The organism is Cupriavidus sp. NPDC089707, from assembly GCF_044748965.1.
Lineage (GTDB): Bacteria > Pseudomonadota > Gammaproteobacteria > Burkholderiales > Burkholderiaceae > Cupriavidus.
This window is the reverse complement of record NZ_JBIVHB010000011.1, coordinates 18,970-33,831: the sequence shown is the minus strand read 5'-3', so window position 1 is coordinate 33,831 and position 14,862 is coordinate 18,970. Positions and strand designations below refer to the sequence as shown.

13 protein-coding genes and 2 pseudogenes are annotated in these 14,862 nt (G+C 66.2%); 5 read left to right on the top strand and 10 right to left on the bottom strand.

The annotated features are described in order from the left end of the window. Positions 1 to 805 precede the first annotated feature (805 nt). The 3 genes and pseudogenes from ACIP1U_RS18645 to ACIP1U_RS18635 all read left to right on the top strand — a co-directional run bounded on the left by ACIP1U_RS18645 (position 806) and on the right by ACIP1U_RS18635 (position 3,968). Positions 806 to 1,752 (top strand): annotated as a pseudogene (locus tag ACIP1U_RS18645) (LysR family transcriptional regulator). A gap of 67 nt (positions 1,753 to 1,819) precedes the next feature. Next, positions 1,820 to 2,773 (top strand): annotated as a pseudogene (locus ACIP1U_RS18640) (AMP-binding protein); the annotation flags it as partial. 13 nt (positions 2,774 to 2,786) lie between these two features. Further along, positions 2,787 to 3,968: a CaiB/BaiF CoA transferase family protein gene (locus ACIP1U_RS18635; protein ID WP_400317628.1), complete on the top strand. Its 1,182-nt coding sequence runs from the start codon at positions 2,787 to 2,789 to the stop codon at positions 3,966 to 3,968. 358 nt (positions 3,969 to 4,326) lie between these two features. Here the strand turns inward: ACIP1U_RS18635 and ACIP1U_RS18630 are convergent, their stop codons facing one another. After that, positions 4,327 to 4,668, bottom strand: coding sequence for a YciI family protein (locus tag ACIP1U_RS18630; RefSeq protein WP_400317625.1), 342 nt, complete (start codon positions 4,666 to 4,668; stop codon positions 4,327 to 4,329). A 395-nt stretch (positions 4,669 to 5,063) separates the two neighbouring features. Here ACIP1U_RS18630 and ACIP1U_RS18625 point away from each other — a divergent pair, with 395 nt between their 5' ends. Further along, positions 5,064 to 5,345, top strand: a complete 282-nt coding sequence (locus tag ACIP1U_RS18625) for a hypothetical protein (RefSeq protein WP_400317622.1) — start codon at positions 5,064 to 5,066, stop codon at positions 5,343 to 5,345. Between the two features lie 314 nt (positions 5,346 to 5,659). On the opposite strand, the gene ACIP1U_RS18620 is transcribed toward ACIP1U_RS18625, so the two are convergent. The 4 genes from ACIP1U_RS18620 to ACIP1U_RS18605 all read right to left on the bottom strand — a co-directional run bounded on the left by ACIP1U_RS18620 (position 5,660) and on the right by ACIP1U_RS18605 (position 8,690). Beyond that, the gene (locus tag ACIP1U_RS18620; RefSeq protein WP_400317619.1) at positions 5,660 to 6,430 is read right to left on the bottom strand and encodes an IclR family transcriptional regulator; all 771 of its coding nucleotides are present in this window, start codon (positions 6,428 to 6,430) and stop codon (positions 5,660 to 5,662) included. Positions 6,431 to 6,501: 71 nt separating this feature from the next. After that, positions 6,502 to 6,711: a hypothetical protein gene (locus ACIP1U_RS18615; protein WP_400317616.1), complete on the bottom strand. Its 210-nt coding sequence runs from the start codon at positions 6,709 to 6,711 to the stop codon at positions 6,502 to 6,504. 3 nt (positions 6,712 to 6,714) lie between these two features. Continuing rightward, entirely contained in the window at positions 6,715 to 7,737 is a 1,023-nt protein-coding gene (gene dmpG / locus ACIP1U_RS18610; RefSeq protein ID WP_400317614.1) for a 4-hydroxy-2-oxovalerate aldolase, read from the bottom strand. Between the two features lie 11 nt (positions 7,738 to 7,748). Next, positions 7,749 to 8,690, bottom strand: coding sequence for an acetaldehyde dehydrogenase (acetylating) (locus tag ACIP1U_RS18605; RefSeq protein WP_400317611.1), 942 nt, complete (start codon positions 8,688 to 8,690; stop codon positions 7,749 to 7,751). A 445-nt stretch (positions 8,691 to 9,135) separates the two neighbouring features. On the opposite strand from ACIP1U_RS18605, the gene ACIP1U_RS18600 reads away from it, so the two are divergent. After that, complete coding sequence (locus tag ACIP1U_RS18600) at positions 9,136 to 9,567, top strand: hypothetical protein (RefSeq protein WP_400318024.1); 432 nt, start codon at positions 9,136 to 9,138, stop codon at positions 9,565 to 9,567. A 73-nt stretch (positions 9,568 to 9,640) separates the two neighbouring features. Here the strand turns inward: ACIP1U_RS18600 and ACIP1U_RS18595 are convergent, their stop codons facing one another. From ACIP1U_RS18595 to ACIP1U_RS18575, 5 genes are all read right to left on the bottom strand, one after another. Next, positions 9,641 to 10,021 (bottom strand): VOC family protein, encoded by a 381-nt coding sequence (locus ACIP1U_RS18595; RefSeq protein WP_400317608.1) that lies wholly within the window; start codon positions 10,019 to 10,021, stop codon positions 9,641 to 9,643. 85 nt (positions 10,022 to 10,106) lie between these two features. Further along, positions 10,107 to 12,206, bottom strand: coding sequence for an acetate--CoA ligase family protein (locus ACIP1U_RS18590; protein ID WP_400317605.1), 2,100 nt, complete (start codon positions 12,204 to 12,206; stop codon positions 10,107 to 10,109). A 61-nt stretch (positions 12,207 to 12,267) separates the two neighbouring features. Then, positions 12,268 to 13,254, bottom strand: coding sequence for a tripartite tricarboxylate transporter substrate binding protein (locus tag ACIP1U_RS18585; RefSeq protein ID WP_400317603.1), 987 nt, complete (start codon positions 13,252 to 13,254; stop codon positions 12,268 to 12,270). 69 nt (positions 13,255 to 13,323) lie between these two features. Beyond that, positions 13,324 to 13,701, bottom strand: coding sequence for a Zn-ribbon domain-containing OB-fold protein (locus ACIP1U_RS18580; protein ID WP_400317600.1), 378 nt, complete (start codon positions 13,699 to 13,701; stop codon positions 13,324 to 13,326). After that, entirely contained in the window at positions 13,698 to 14,861 is a 1,164-nt protein-coding gene (locus tag ACIP1U_RS18575; protein WP_400317597.1) for a thiolase family protein, read from the bottom strand. Before ACIP1U_RS18575 ends, ACIP1U_RS18580 begins: the two co-directional genes overlap by 4 nt. Between the last annotated feature and the right edge of the window lies 1 nt (position 14,862).

The window sequence follows — 14,862 nt, the reverse complement described above, 5'->3', positions numbered from 1 at the left end:
CGTTGATGTCGAGTACCAGTCTGGTCTCGAATTCTTCCTTGCCCCTCTGGATTGCCGTTTGCATTGCCTTGAGTTGCTTGTTCGCGAGCGCGACGAGCTTGCTGTACCTGGACTCTTCCTGGCTGGCGCGCAGTGCCTTGGCGGCGTTGATGATTTCGGTGCGGTCCACGAACATGATTGCCTTTCGAGGTGGGGAGAGAAAGCGCAGGCGCCGCACGGGCTCGACTTCAGGAGCCAGCTTTTTCGGGATGCGACGACAACTGTATAAATATACAGTGTTCGTCGTCTAACCGGCAAGGCATATCTAGAGGCAGATGGATTGCAGCTTCTGCTCGGTCTCGGCCCTCGGTCCGACCTGGGCAGGTGCGCTCGCTTCGACCGCGACGAACCGCAGCTTCGAGAATGGCCAGTTGGCCTGTGCGACCGCACACTTTACGCTTCGGATTCATGGCCGCCCCACGTGCATTTCAAGCCTGCGTACGCAGCGAACGCGCTGTGCCGTCCGCTACAGGAAACCCGCGATGCTGCAAGCCGTGCAAGCCCCGCTGGCGCCATGGCTGCAGCCGAGGCCGGTGGTGCGCTGTCGGCCTGCAAGCGTCGAACGCAGGACGCCCGGCGCGCTAATTGCCAGGTTGGCAAGCGGTCGGCTACCCGTGACGCGAACGGGATTGCCGGTGGGCTGATGCGCTGTCATTGCAGGAAAGGTATGGCAGCAAGCGCGCAGGCCCGGCAACGACGCGCGTGCCGCGGCGAGGCATAATATCCGCCTCACCGCACCGCTCCCGATCCCAAAATGGGTACATAAATGGGCACATTCAACCGCCTGCACCTGATCCGGCAAATCGACCTGTTCACGCTGCGCCTGTTCCTGTCCGCCGTCGAAGAGCAGCAGATTCAGCGTGCTGCGGCGCGGGAAAATATCGCCGCCTCGACAGCGACCAAGCGCATCCAGGACCTCGAGGACATTGCTGGCGTCAAGCTGCTCGAACGCGGCCCGAAGGGCGTGGTGCCCAGTCCGGCCGGCGCCGTGCTGGTCCACTACGCGCGCCGCATCTTCGAGAACGTGGAGGACATGCGCTCCGAGATATCGGCCTTCACCGAAGGGATGCGCGGCAAGGTCGTGGTGGCCTCGGCGCGCTCAATCATTGCGCCGTTCCTGGCCCGCGAGCTGGGCGACTATGCCCGCGATTTTCCGCTGGTGGAACTGGCCGTGCGCGAGGTGGAAAACGCTCAGATCCTGGAGGCGGTGTCCCGCAGCGATGCCGACATCGGCATGTTCGCCATGGCCCATGAACTGGAGCTCGGCGGCGTTGACGTCACGCCATACCGCCGCGACCGGCTGGTGGCCGTAGTGCCCCGGTCCCATGCGCTGGGCGCGAATGAGACCGTCACGTTCGCCGACCTGCTGTGCTGCCCGAGCGCGTGATTCCGGTCGATGCGATGTTGGGCGCCTTTCGCGTCGCGGCAAAGCGGCTGGGAAAGGAATTTGCGCCGGCGTTCAGCGTCCGCAGCGCAGGCACGGCAATCAGCCTCGTGCAGGCGGGACTCGGCGTGACGGTGCAGCCGGAGTGCCTGGTAAGCCATCAATTGTTCGATGACGTGAGCTGTATTCCGCTGGACGAACCGTGGGCCGTGCGCAGTATCCACATTGCAACGCCACGCGGACGGGTACCGAGTCCCGCCGCCGCCGCCCTGATGAAGCAACTGCTCGACCGACCCGGCGAACAGGCGCCAGCGCCGGCGCAGGACTGACGTTCCTGCTTCCCTGATCGCCGACAGGGCGGGCATTCGTGCCCGCCCTTTTTATTTCGATCGCACCGAAGCGCCGCCCGACTATCCGAGCTGGTCGCGCATGTCGAAACTGGTGGAGCGGCACAAGATCACGCATTTCGGCTCAGCGCCGACACTGATCCGGGGTCTCGCCAGCAACGAGCACGCGGCGCTGGAGGGCGACGTGTCCTCGGTTCGCCTGCTGATCACCGCCGGCGAGGGCATCGACCCGGAGCACTTCTGCTGGTTCCGGCGGACCTTCGGGCGCGGCACGCAGCCGCTGATCAACTATACGGGCGGCACCGAGGTATCGGGCGCGCTGCTTTCGAGCGTTGTGGTGCGTCCCATCCCGCCGAGCGGCTTCAACACGACCTCGCCCTGCGTGGACGTGGACGTGGCCGACGCGAGCGGCACGCCGCTGACCGGCGCGGTGGGAGAACTTGTGATCCGGCAGCCCTTCGTCGGCATGATGCAGTCGTTCTGGCACGACGCGCAGCGCTACCTCGACACCTACTGGCGCACCATCCCCGGCCTCTGGGTGCATGGCGACCTGGCGCTGCGCAGGCAGGACGGCACCTTCTTCATGATGGGCCGCTCAGATGACACGCTGAAGGTGGCCGGCAAGCGGCTGGGGCCTGCCGAGGTGGAGGAAGTCGTGCTGGAACTGCGGGAAGTCGCGGAAGCCGCTGCCATTGGCGTAGACGACAGGGACAAGGGGCAGCGGCTGGTGGTGTTCGTGGTCGGAGAACCGGGTGGCGATGTTGACGCCGACGCGGTCGCGTCCCGGGTGACCGGGCATGTCGACAAGCGTCTCGGACGGCCATTCCGTCCGAGCGCGGTGCACGTCGTAAATCAGTTGCCAAAGACGCGCAGCTCCAAGATCATGCGCCGCGTCATTCGCAGCGTGTACTGCAATACGCCGCCGGGCGATCTGTCGTCGCTCGACAACCCGGCGTCGCTCGACGAGATCCGCGCGGCATCGGGCACCAGCCCGCAGGCATGAGGCTTGCAGCAAGATGAAAGTTCTCGAAGGCATCAGGGTCCTGGATTTCGGCCGGTTCATCGCCGGTCCCTTCTGCGCGGCACTGCTCGCTGACTTCGGCGCGGACGTGATCCGCATCGACCGCATAGGCGGCAGCGAAGACCGGTTCGTCGCGCCGGTGACCAGCGAAGGCGAAGGCGCGTTCTTCCTGCAGGTCAACCGGAACAAGCGCTCGATCACGCTCGACCTCGACAGCGAGGAGGGAAGGGCGGTTGTACGCAAGCTGCTATTGACCACCGACGTGGTCGTGGCGAACATGCCGCCGCGCACCATCGCCGCGCTCGGCCTCGACTACGACAGCCTGCGCAAGGTGAAGCCAGACATCATCCTGACTGCCTCGTCTGCATTCGGTGCGGACCCCGCCGTGCGAGACCGGGTCGGTTTCGATGGCGTGGGGCAGGCGATGAGCGGGGCGGTCCATCTGACGGGCTTGCCCGATCATCCGATGAAGTCGATGGTGCCGGTGGTGGACTTCTCGACCGCACTGTGCTGTGCGCTCGGGACCATGATGGCGCTGTATGAACGCAAGGCGAGCGGCCAGGGGCAGGAGGTCGGTGCGTCGCTGCTGCATACGGCGCTCACGCTGTCCAGCGGCAGTCTGATCGAGGAAGCGCTGCGTGGGCTGAACCGGCAGGCGACTGTGAACCGCAGCCCGACCTACGGGCCGTCGGACATCTTCCGTGTGAAGGACGGCTGGATCATTGCGCAGGTGATCGGGACGGCGATGTTCAGGCGCTGGACCAACATGGTGGCCCGAGCTGATCTTCTGGATGATCCACGCTTCGCGGACGATGCTGCGCGGGGCGAGCATGGCGAAGTCCTGAGCGACATCATGTCAGACTGGTGCGCCGGCCGGACGCGCGACGAAGCACTGGCCTTGCTGGAGGAAGCGCGCATTCCCGGCGGCCCGGTGAACACGCCGCGCCAGGCGCTGGAGGACGAAGTCGTCCGCGCTTCGGGCGCATTCTACGGCGTGGAGTATCCGGGTGCTGCCGCCCAGGTGCCGCTCGTGGCCACACCGGTGTCGCTGTCGCGTACAGGACCGGCAATCGCGCGGCGTCCGCCGACGGCCGGTGAGCATACTGAGGAAGTCCTGCATGGCGCGGGCTATACGGCCGCGGAGATCGCGGGGCTGCGCGAGCGGGGCGTGATCTGAGAAGGCACAGGCAGCAAGACAGGAAGCGCCGCCCGCTGGCCAGCGCGCGAAGGTCACGCCGGCCGCACAGCGGGGAACGCTGCTGGCAGTGGAGAATGCCGTTTTCAGATCGTTTGCCGGCATGATGGCGCCGGTGGTCATGGGCTGGCTGATTCAAGGCGGCGGCGCGACGCCGGCGACGGGCTACCAGCAGGGCTTTGCGGTGAGTGGCGTCATCCTGTCTGCCGGCGCGCTGGTTGTAGGCCACCGGTTAGGAGGCCGGAGATGACTGTTTCCTGACTAAACTTCATGGCGACGAGGAAAGTAGATGCGGGAGAGTGTCATCGATCGCAGTGGGTAAGGGCCCTGGCCCTGCCCGTCAGCTCTCGGGGTCATACCCAAACTCGCGGAGTTCCTGCGAGCAGCGGCAAGCTTTGGCGATCTTTGCAGCCCACAGGATGGCGGCTTCGCGCGACGGGAGCTGCAGGACACAGAAGCCGCCGTCGAAGTCCTTTGTCTGGGGATAGGTTTCGTTTGTGACCGTGCCGTCTAAGGCGACCATGACTGGTGCGACCTCCTCGTTGATACCACCACCGAACACGTACACGCCTGCAGCCTTCGCCTCGCGCACGACCTCGCGCGCAGCTTCGCCCACGGCGGCAAAGTCCTCGGCGGGGACTTCCATCGCACTTCCAGGAAAGGAGATAAGGTATTTCGTCATCGTTCGGTCCTCCGGTTGAGGTCGGTGCTGTTTGTGAGGCATAACGTGTTATGGGGCGATGTGTAACGCGCCCTGATACGGATGATGCGCTCTAACACGTGCGGACTGGGAGTGAGCTTGCTGGAGCCAGGGGGCAATTACCGACGCCTTGCGGTCTCCCGACCCAACAACGCCTGAGCGGCGGATCACGGGTTTGCCAGGGACAGACGTCTGTCTGAATCAGACAGAATCGGATAACAGGGGCTGCTATCCCCTTGTTGGCAGGGAAGCCAATCTTCTAGGATAGATACGCTAGTCAGGCGACCGACAGCAGGAGCGCCTGGTGTGACGGTGACGAATCAAGTGACAGTTACGAAGCCTCGGGAGGTAACGGTATGTCTGCCACAAGGATTGAAATGTGCGACCACGATGGTGATGGAGTATTGACCATTCGAGATGACGGCGCCGCATTCTCGGGGGTCGCGCTCGAGCTTTCGAATCTTTTCGGTGAAGACGTGGTCGCGGATCTTGACAAGCACCAGTTGCTCGAATGGTGCGAGATGGTCGCGGCGCACCTCCGCAAACAGGGCGTTACGCCAAGCGCATGCGCTCCGGAGGGTTATGTCAACAAAACCAGTCAAAGCCGGACGAAAGAGCAGCCTGGCGTCGAGGAGCTCTTGCAGTCGGCGGCATCTTGACTCTGACGAACAGTTCTTTCAACCACCTGCCATCTTCCAGGTCAGACCTGTAGTCAACGCGTCCTGTCCCGAAGCGGATCGGCGTCGCCCCATTGCCGCTAGCGTGAGAAGGTAGCGCTTTTTTGTCCCGTGTGAGGCACTTGCAGATTGGTCCGGATATTGGGGATGGCCGCCGTAGCCCCTTGGGGAACAGACGCAATTGCAACCTCAATGCGATGCCCTGGTACAGGTGAGGAACCGTCCACGTTCGGATATCTATGCGGTGCGCGTGGCCTGCGCATTCTGGAGCGCGTCCAGCGGGTCACGGGTCAAGGCTACCTGAGCCGGCCGCCGAGCTTTTCACTGATGGATTGGGCGACTCGCCGCACCACCGGAATCAGCGCCCGCAGTTGCGCTTCGTCCGTGTAGTCGGTCGTGCCCGTGACGCTGATGGCCGCCACCGTCTGTCCGCTGGCATCGCGGATGGGTACCGCCACGCAGCAGATGCTCGGGGCGTCCTCTTCCAGGTCGAAGGCATAACCGCTGACGGCGTAGGTGCGCATGCCGGCCAGCCAGGTGTCGAGAGGAACGTGAACGTTGCCCCGCTCGGCATCGTACGCGTAGCGAGCTTTCCACTTGCCCTCGCCCTCGTCGAGAATCAGGGCCTTGCCGACGCCCGTAGAGCAGACCGGCTTGCGGCCGCCGATGCGGGAGTTCACGCTAATGGGGCGCTGCCCGCCGATCTTGTCGAGGTAGATGATTTCGTCACGGTCGAGCGTGGCGAGGTGGATGGTGTCCTTGGTTTGCTCGGCGAGCTGCTCCATGCCGGCCCGCGCGCTTCGCGTGATGTCCGAGTCGCGATAGGCGGCGAAGCCGAGTTCCAGGAGGCGGGGCCCCAGCCGGTATCCGCGGCGCGGCTCCAGGCTCAGGTAGCGTGCCTGCACCAGTGCTGACGCCAGCCGGTGCGTGGTGCTGAACGGCAGGCCGGTGCGATGGGCGATTTCCTGCACGGTCTGGGAGCCGGCGGCGACGGCATCGACGACGTCCAGGCCGCGGAAAAGCGTCTGGCTGGCAAGCGTGCGGGTGGGGGTGGTCGTGTCGGTCATGCCATAGTGTAACGCCGCCGGACAGGTGTCCGGCGGCGTCGCGGGAACTGCCGGGCGGAGGTATTCCGGACTTAGTCGTCCAGAGGCTGCCCGCTACGGTCCTTCGTGAAGCTGACCGCAATCTGCGAGATCACGCCGCACGGCATCACGAACATGCCCGCCGGCACGTAGCTGCCGCCGTAGTACGCCAGCAGGACGGTGGCATCGGTCGTCTCTTGTTTCGGGTGTTGTGTGCTGGCGTCCCATTGGTTGTGCCATCGGGACGCCAGTTGAGCTGGCAAGACTTATGCCTTGTTAAGCAGATCCAGCGCGACGTCGACGATCATGTCCTCCTGGCCGCCGACCATGCGGCGCTTGCCAAGCTCGACGAGGATGTCGACCGTCTTCAGGTCGTACTTCTTCGCGGCCACTTCAGCGTGACGCAGGAAGCTCGAATACACGCCGGCGTAGCCGAGCGCCAGCGTTTCGCGGTCGACGCGCACCGGGCGGTCTTGCAGCGGGCGGACGAGCTCATCGGCGGCGTCCATCAGCGCGTAGAGGTCAGTGCCGTGCTCCCAGCCCAGCCGGTCGGCGGCGGCGATGAAGACCTCCAGCGGCGCATTGCCCGCGCCGGCGCCCATGCCAGCCAGGCTGGCATCGATGCGGTCGCAGCCTTCCTCGACCGCCACGATGGAGTTCGCCACGCCCAGCGACAGGTTGTGGTGCGCGTGCATGCCAGTCGTGGTGGCGGGGTCGAGCACCGCTTTCAACGCGCGGAAGCGGTCGCGCACGTCCTGCATGCCTAGCGCGCCGCCGGAGTCGACCACGTAGATTGTGGTGGCGCCGTAGCTTTCCATCTTTTTGGCCTCGACCGCCAGATTCTCCGGCGTGGTCATGTGGCTCATCATCAAGAAGCCGACCGTGTCCATGCCGAGTTCGCGCGCACGCTCAATGTGCTGGCGCGAGACGTCGGCCTCGGTGCAGTGCGTGGCGACGCGCACGATGCGCGCGCCGGCCTTGTAGGCGTTATCGAGGTCGTGGATGGTGCCGATGCCGGGCAGCAGCAGCGTGGCGATCTGGGCGTGCTCGATCTCCTCAGCCACAGCTTCGATCCACTCCAGGTCGGTGTGCGCGCCGAAGCCGTAATTGAAGCTGGAGCCTTGCAGGCCGTCGCCGTGGGCGACTTCGATGGAGTCGACGCGGGCCTTGTCGAGCGCGCGGGCGATGTCCTTGACGTTCTGAATCGAATAGCTATGGCGGACGGCGTGGCTGCCGTCACGCAGTGTCACGTCGGAAATGTAGAGCTTCTTGCCGGGATTGAAAGGCATGGCGTGTCTCCTCAGACGGTCAGCGCGGACTGCGCCATGCGTTCGGCGGTAGCCAGCGCGGCGGAAGTCATGATGTCGAGATTGCCGGCATAGGCAGGCAGGTAATGGGCGGCGCCCTCGACCTCGAGGAATACCGACGTCTTCAGGCCGCTGAACTTGCCGAGGCCGGCGATGTGGAGCGGGGCGCTGGCCGGGATCTCGTCGAACTGCACCTTCTGCTTGAGGCGGTAGCCAGGCACGTACTGCTGCACGGCGGCTGCCATCTCCTCGACGGAGGATTCCACCTCGGCGCGGTTGGCGGCGTCGCTCAGCACGTAGACGGTGTCGCGCATGATGAGCGGCGGCTCGGCCGGGTTCAGGACGATGATGGCCTTGCCTTTGGCGGCGCCACCGATCACTTCAATGGCCTTCGACGTCGTTTCGGTGAACTCGTCGATATTGGCGCGCGTGCCAGGGCCGGCGGACTTGCTGCTGATCGACGCCACGATCTCGGCGTAATGCACCTTCGCCACCCGTGAAACGGCCGCGACCATGGGAATCGTGGCCTGGCCACCGCAGGTGACCATGTTGACGTTGAGCGCGTCCAGGCGCTGCTCCAGGTTCACCACCGGCACGCAGTACGGGCCGATGGCCGCTGGCGTCAGGTCGATCATGCGGATGTTCGGCTTGACTTCACGCAGGCGGGCGTCGTTCTTCACGTGGGCACCGGCACTGGTCGCGTCGAAGACGACATCGATGTCATCGAAAACCGGCAGCCTGATCAGGCCCTCCACGCCTTCATGTGTCGTCGCGACACCCATGCGGCTGGCGCGCGCCAGCCCGTCGGAAGCCGGATCGATGCCGACCATGGCCCCCATTTCCAGGTGCCTGCCGTGGCGCAGGATCTTGATCATCAGATCCGTGCCGATATTGCCGGATCCGATGATCGCGGCCTTGAGTTTCTTGGTAGCCAAATGAGCCTCCTTTGGGGTAACGCTGCAGCCGGCCCTGTTTGCAGTTTCCAGGGTCAGTCGGATGTCGAACCACTTCAGGGAGCGGTTCGGCAATGCGGCCAAGCTTAACCGGAGGCGTTGAAATTATCAATTTATGAGATTACTTCTCATATATTGAGAATTAATGCGGAGAATGAGGCGCATTTTTTGCGGCCCAACTCCTGCTGAGTCAGCTCTGAGGACTATGGGCGGCGCAAGGCGAGTTGCCCTGGAATCGGCGCGTGTTGGAGTCAGCGCACATCAGAAGCGGGCCCACTGATTGCTCAGAGGCATGAGGGCCGACTAGTAGGGCGGCCGCGCCATCCGAGCGCGAGATGGGGTCCTATGGTAAGGTCGGTTAAACAAAATGGACTTCAACTGGTGCTGCTTAGGCGGCACTTTTTTGCTGTTGGAAGAGTGGGGCAGTGTGAGCGACGCGAAACAAGACATGCGGCGTACGTTGCGGACTGAGAAGGTTTCAATCAGCAGGGCCTTGCGCCTGAGCGTGCCGCCGGAAGCCAGGCCCGCGCCGGTCAACAGGAGAGACTGGCTGCGGCAGAGGAAAGAGCAATTGCAGGCTGCCCGTGCGGCTGCCAGGCAAAGGCGCGATCTGCTGAGAGCCGAAATCATGTCGGCCGCGCAGGATGTTGCCCGAGAGGAGCGCGTTGCTGCGCGGCTGGAAGCAGAACGCCTGAAGGCGGAAGCCAAGGCCGCGCAATCCTACGCGCGGGAGGACGCGCGCGCTGCCGCCAAGTTCGAGCGCAGTCAACCAACCCGCGCGGCGTCCAAACGAAAGGTGCTGGCCGAGGAAAGGCGCAAGCTTGTCTCTTACGCTGATCTCTTGCGGATGCGTGGGTGACCTGGCGGAAGTTCGACGGGACGGACCGCCGATCGGTTTCGTGGCGAGCGGCGCGGCGCTTCTGCGGGATACCCTACGTCAGGGCTCCGGGTTCGTGGCAAACCACTTCGATGTTGTGCCCGTCCGGACCAATGACGAACGCTGCATAGTAGTTCGCGTGGTAGTGCGGGCGCAGACCAGGCGCACCATTGTCTTTGCCACCCGCATCCAGCGCCGCGCGATAGAAAGCTTCGACCTGCTGGCGATTCTCGGCCTTGAATGCCAGGTGAAGATGCGCGGGCTTCTCCTCGGTTTGGAACAGGCACAATGAAGCCGTACTCTTCGAGCTAAGCTCGACACCGTACGCCGGCGGCCCCTCCGAGACAACCGCTACGCCGAGCGGTTCGAGTGCCTTGAGGAAGAACGCCTTGCTCGCTACATAGTTGCTGACTCCGAATTTGACGTGGTCAAACATGAGGCCTCCTGAAGGGTGTGGGCGTGCGCGAGAATCCTGACCCTTCCAACGACGAGACGTCCACAAGCCCGCGCCAGCCGCCGGGCTAACGGGGCACCTTTGCCACCTCGATCAGCGCATCGACCACCACCACTCCGTCGGCAGTCGCCATGACCGGGTTGAGGTCGACCGAGCGGATCGCGCCGCCGGACATATGGACCAGATTGCCGACCTGCACCGCCAGCCGGCACAGCGCGGCGGTATCGACCGCGGGCTCGTTGCGCACGCCGTGCAGCAGCGGCGCGATGCGCAGGCCGTCCAGCGCGCGGGCGACATCGCCTTCGCTGCACGGCGCCAGCAGCACGGCGGTGTCGCGCAGTGTCTCGACATACTTGCCACCGTCACCGATTAGCAGGACCGCGCCGAATACGGGATCCCAGTGCGCGCCTATCATGCATTCGCGCTGGCCGCGCGACATGCGCGCAACCACGACGCCTTCGCAATGCGCTTCCATTGCCTGCAGGGTGCGCGTCTGGGCCGTGAATGCGCTTGCCACCGCCTCGGGGTCATTGCAGTGCAGCGAGACCAGCCCATGCTCGCTCTTGTGCGGCACCTGCGGCGAACTCGCCTTGACTGCCACTGGTGCGCCGATGCGCTGCCACGCGGCCACCGCGGCGTCCACATCGCGGCAAAGATAGTGCTCCACCACCGGCATCCCGGCCGCCACAAGACGCGCAAGACTGGCGGCTTCGGTCAGCGTCGTGGTGTCCGCTGGTGACGCGGGCAAGGCAGGCGCGGCTGGCAGAGGCGGCTCAGCTTCAGCCGCGATCTGCCGCAGCCGCTGCTGGTGCGAGACCAGTTGCGAGAACGCCGCCAGCGCTTCGGCTGCGCTGGCGTAGGTTGGAACTTTGGCCTGCCGGAATGCATCGGCCACTGGCGGTTGCCATACCGCGACCGCGATAGGCTTGCCCGCGGTGTCGGCAAACGCGGCGGCGTCGCGGGCAAAGCGCGGTACGTCGTAGCCCATGCCGGAGACGGGGATATCGAGCAGGAACAGGTCGGCGGCCGGATCGCGCGCCACCACCGGCAGCACCTCGCCGAACAGCGCGCTGTTGGTCAGCAGTGCGGCGGTGACGTCGACCGGGTTGGCGGTGGCGGCAAAACCGGGCAGGCGCTCCCCCAGCGCGGCCTGCGTGGCATCGGACAGCGGCGCCAGCGTCAGCCCGCACGACGGCGCCGCATCGGCGGCCATCACGCAGCTCGCGCCGGAATTGCTGACGACCACCAGCCGCCGCCCCTCGGCCTGCCAGCCGCGCAGGTACATCGGTGCGCAGCGCGCCAGCGCGTGCGCATCGTCCACGCGCCAGATGCCATGGCGCTGCAGGAAGGCATCGACCGCGCGGTCCTCGTTGGCGATGGCGCCGGTGTGCGACGCGGCGGCGCGCTGCCCATCCTGCGAGCGTCCGGCCTTGACCGCCACCACCGGCACGTTGCGCGCCCGCGCCACGCGCGCGGCCTCGGCCAGCACCTGGGGGTCTGACAGGCTTTCCAGGTAAAGCAGCAGCAGCCGCACGCCGGGATCGTGTGCCACCGCCAGCGCCAGCTCGCTGACGGTGATGTCGGCCTGGTTGCCGGTGGCATGCATGTGGCGCACGCCGATGCCCTGGCCGCGCAGCAGCCCATAGACCATCGCCGCCACCCCGCCGCTCTGGCTGACCACGGCGACCGGGCCGTCCTGGGGCGGCACTTCGATGAAAATGGTCGAAAAGCTGGCGATGGCGCCGCTGCCGAAGTTGGCCAGCCCCTGGCTGTTGGGGCCGACCAGCCGCAGCCCGCTGGCGCGCGCGGCGCGCACCATCTCGTCCTGCTGGCGCCGGCCTTCGGCACCGGCCTCGCCGAAGCCCGACGCGATCACGATGGCTGCCGCCACGCCCAGCCGCGCGCAGTCCTGCACGGCCTGCACGGCGCCGTCGCCAGCGACGATGATGATGGCCAGTTCGGGGACTTCAGGCAGCGCGTCCAGCGTGGGATAGGCGCGCAGGCCCTGGATGGTGTCGCGCTGTGGGTTGACCGGGTAGAGCGTGCCGGCGTAGCCGTGCGTCTTCATGTAATGGATGGGCCGGCCGCCTATCTTGTGGATGTTGTCGGAGGCACCGATCACGGCGATGGAGCGGGGAGCGAGCAGGGACTGGAGGGTAGCGGTCATGACGGAAGCGTGGGGCATGCGTGAGGTGTGCGTGAGGTGTGCGTGAGTTGTGCGTGAGGGATCAGTCGACGGTGGCGCCGGATGCCTTGACGACGCGGGCCCATTTTTCGATTTCCTGGTCGAGGAACTTCGCGGTAGCTGGTGGCGATGTCCATTCCGCGGCAAAGCCTTGCGTGGCGAAGCGCGCGCGCACGTCGGCGTCGTCGAGCACGGATTTCAGCGCCGTGCCAAGCGTATCGAGCACCGCGGGCGGCGTGCCGGCGGGCGCCAGCAGCGCGTTCCAGGCGCTGGTCTCGTAGCCCGGCAGGCCTGACTGCGCAATGGTCGGCGTCTCCGGCGCGGCCGGCGAGCGCGCCGCGCCCGTGACCGCCAGCGCCTTGAGCTTGCCGTCGCGCACGAACGGCATGGCCGACAGCATGGTGTCGAACATCACCGTGGCCTGGCCGCCCATCACGTCGGTCAGCGCTGGCGCGCTGCCCTTGTACGGCACGTGCGTCATGCGCACGCCGGCCATGCTGTTGAACAGTTCCGCCGCAAGATGGGTGGACTGGCCATTGCCGGAACTGGCAAAGGTGACCTGGCCGGGCCTGGCCCTGGCCAGCGCGATCAGCTCGGCGACATTGCCCGCGGGCGTGGCCGGCGCGGTGACCAGCACCAGCGGACCGCGCGTGAGCAGGCTCACCGGCGCGAAGTCCTTGCGCGTGTCGTAGCCGGGCCTGCGGAACAGCGTCATGTTGATGGCATGCGCGGTGGTGGCCACCAGCAGCGTGTAGCCGTCGGGCGCGGCCCTGGCTACCGCATCGGCACCAATATTGCCGCCGGCGCCGGGACGGTTCTCCACCACCAGCGGCTGGCCGAGCTTGTCCGAGAGCTTCTGGCCGACCACGCGCGCGACGATGTCGGTGGGGCCTCCGGGCGGGTAGGGCACCACCAGTCGGATCGGCTTTGCCGGGAAGGACTGCGCCAGCGCTGGCGTCATGACTGCCGCGGGCAAGGCGAGACAGGAAATCAGGGCGAGCGCGTGCCGCCGGGATCGATTCGGTGCCAAGGGAGTTCTCCGGTTGTGGGTGCCGGCTGAGGGGGAGGAGGGCGCGCGCCGGCTGGCGCCTGGAGGGCGCTATTCGCGCAGGAAACGCAGCAGCGTCCCTTCGCCAAAGCGCAGGAAGCCTGCACGCACGCGGTCGCCGATCGCCACGCCGGGCTCGGCATGGCCCATCACGCGCGGGCCTTCGTCCAGTGTGGCCAGCACCAGCGTGTAGGGCGCCAGCGCGCGGAAGGCCTCGGTCGGGGCACGGCTGATCTCGGTGACCGCATGGACCGTGGCCAATCCGCTGGCATCGCGCCAACGCAATTGCACGCTGCCGCAGGCCCGGCATGCATGCCGTTCCAGCGGTTGCCAGATCCCGCAGTCGCCGCAGCACTGGTAGCGCACCACGCCGCTATCGAGTCCGTCGGTATAAGGATGACTGACGGGATGACTCACGGGTTGGCTCATGGCATGGCCTCCAGCACCAGGCTGACATGGGACGACAGCACGCCGCCGTCGGCATGAAACAGCGCGCGGCGCCGCTTGTCACGCTGGCGTTCGCCGGCGCGGCCCGCGAGCTGGCGTGCGGCTTCGGCAAGGTGCATCAGGCCGCCCGCCACGCCGGAATGGCCGAACGCAAGCAGCCCGCCATGCGTGTTGAGCGGCAGCGCGCCGTCGCGGCTGAAATCGCCGGCGTGCAGGCGCGCGTGCGCTTGCCCGCGCGGCGCCAGTCCAAGTTCTTCCAGCAGCATGACCAGGGTGATGGTGAACGAGTCGTAGATCGCCAGGCAATCGATGCTCTCAACGTCGCCGCCGGCTTCGGCAAAGGCGCGCCGCGCAGCGTCGGCGGCGCCGGTCTGCATTACGTCGTCGATCGCGCCAAGGTGCTGGTGCCGGTGCGCCTGACCCGCGCCGGCGATGCGCACCGGCGTGCCCGCGCCGGTGGCGGTGCCGAGATCGGCGGACACGATCACCGCCACTGCGCCATCGGAAATCGGGCAGCAGTCAGACAGGCGCAGCGGTGTGGCGATCGGCCGGGCCGCGCGTGCCTCTGCCAGCGACATCGGCTCGCGCAGGTGCGCATCCGGATGGCCGGCGGCATGCTCGCGCATCAGGACCGCAAAGCCGGACAGCGCATCGGCATCCATGCCGGTTTCATGCAGGTAGCGCGACGCCAGCAGCGCGTAGTAGGCCGGCACCGAGGCGCCGTTGGGCACCTCGGCATGAGGCTCGCCGACCTGCGCCAGCGTCTGGATCGACTGGTCGCGGCTCTGGCCGCTGAGGCGGTTCTCGCCCGCGACTACCAGTACATGGCGGCAGCGGCCGGCGCGCACCAGCTCATGCGCCAGCATCGCCATCACGCCGCCGGTGGCGCCGCCCGCGGCCACGCCGTGGGCGTAGGCGGGCGTGAGCGAGGCGTATTCGCAGAAGCGGTCGGCCAGCATCAGGTGCGGCAGCGTGGTGGCATAGCCGCACAGCACGCCGTCGATGTCGGCGCGAGCCAGCCCTGCATCGGCCAAGGCGGCATCGGCCGCCTGCGCCATCAGCGTGAGCGGCGTGCTGCCCTCGATGCGGCCGAAGCGCGTGTTGCCGGTGCCGCGTATATAGGTGGTATAGGTGGCGCTCATG

Coding starts and splice junctions, on each gene's coding strand:
- ACIP1U_RS18630 (WP_400317625.1), bottom strand. CDS start 4,668: ATGACGAAATACCTTATCTCCTTTCCTGGAAGTGCGATGGAAGTCCCC.
- dmpG (WP_400317614.1), bottom strand. CDS start 7,737: ATGCCTTTCAATCCCGGCAAGAAGCTCTACATTTCCGACGTGACACTG.
- ACIP1U_RS18590 (WP_400317605.1), bottom strand. CDS start 12,206: ATGACCGCTACCCTCCAGTCCCTGCTCGCTCCCCGCTCCATCGCCGTG.
- ACIP1U_RS18580 (WP_400317600.1), bottom strand. CDS start 13,701: ATGAGCCAACCCGTGAGTCATCCCGTCAGTCATCCTTATACCGACGGA.
- ACIP1U_RS18620 (WP_400317619.1), bottom strand. CDS start 6,430: ATGACCGACACGACCACCCCCACCCGCACGCTTGCCAGCCAGACGCTT.
- ACIP1U_RS18595 (WP_400317608.1), bottom strand. CDS start 10,021: ATGTTTGACCACGTCAAATTCGGAGTCAGCAACTATGTAGCGAGCAAG.
- ACIP1U_RS18635 (WP_400317628.1), top strand. CDS start 2,787: ATGAAAGTTCTCGAAGGCATCAGGGTCCTGGATTTCGGCCGGTTCATC.
- ACIP1U_RS18625 (WP_400317622.1), top strand. CDS start 5,064: ATGTGCGACCACGATGGTGATGGAGTATTGACCATTCGAGATGACGGC.
- ACIP1U_RS18575 (WP_400317597.1), bottom strand. CDS start 14,861: ATGAGCGCCACCTATACCACCTATATACGCGGCACCGGCAACACGCGC.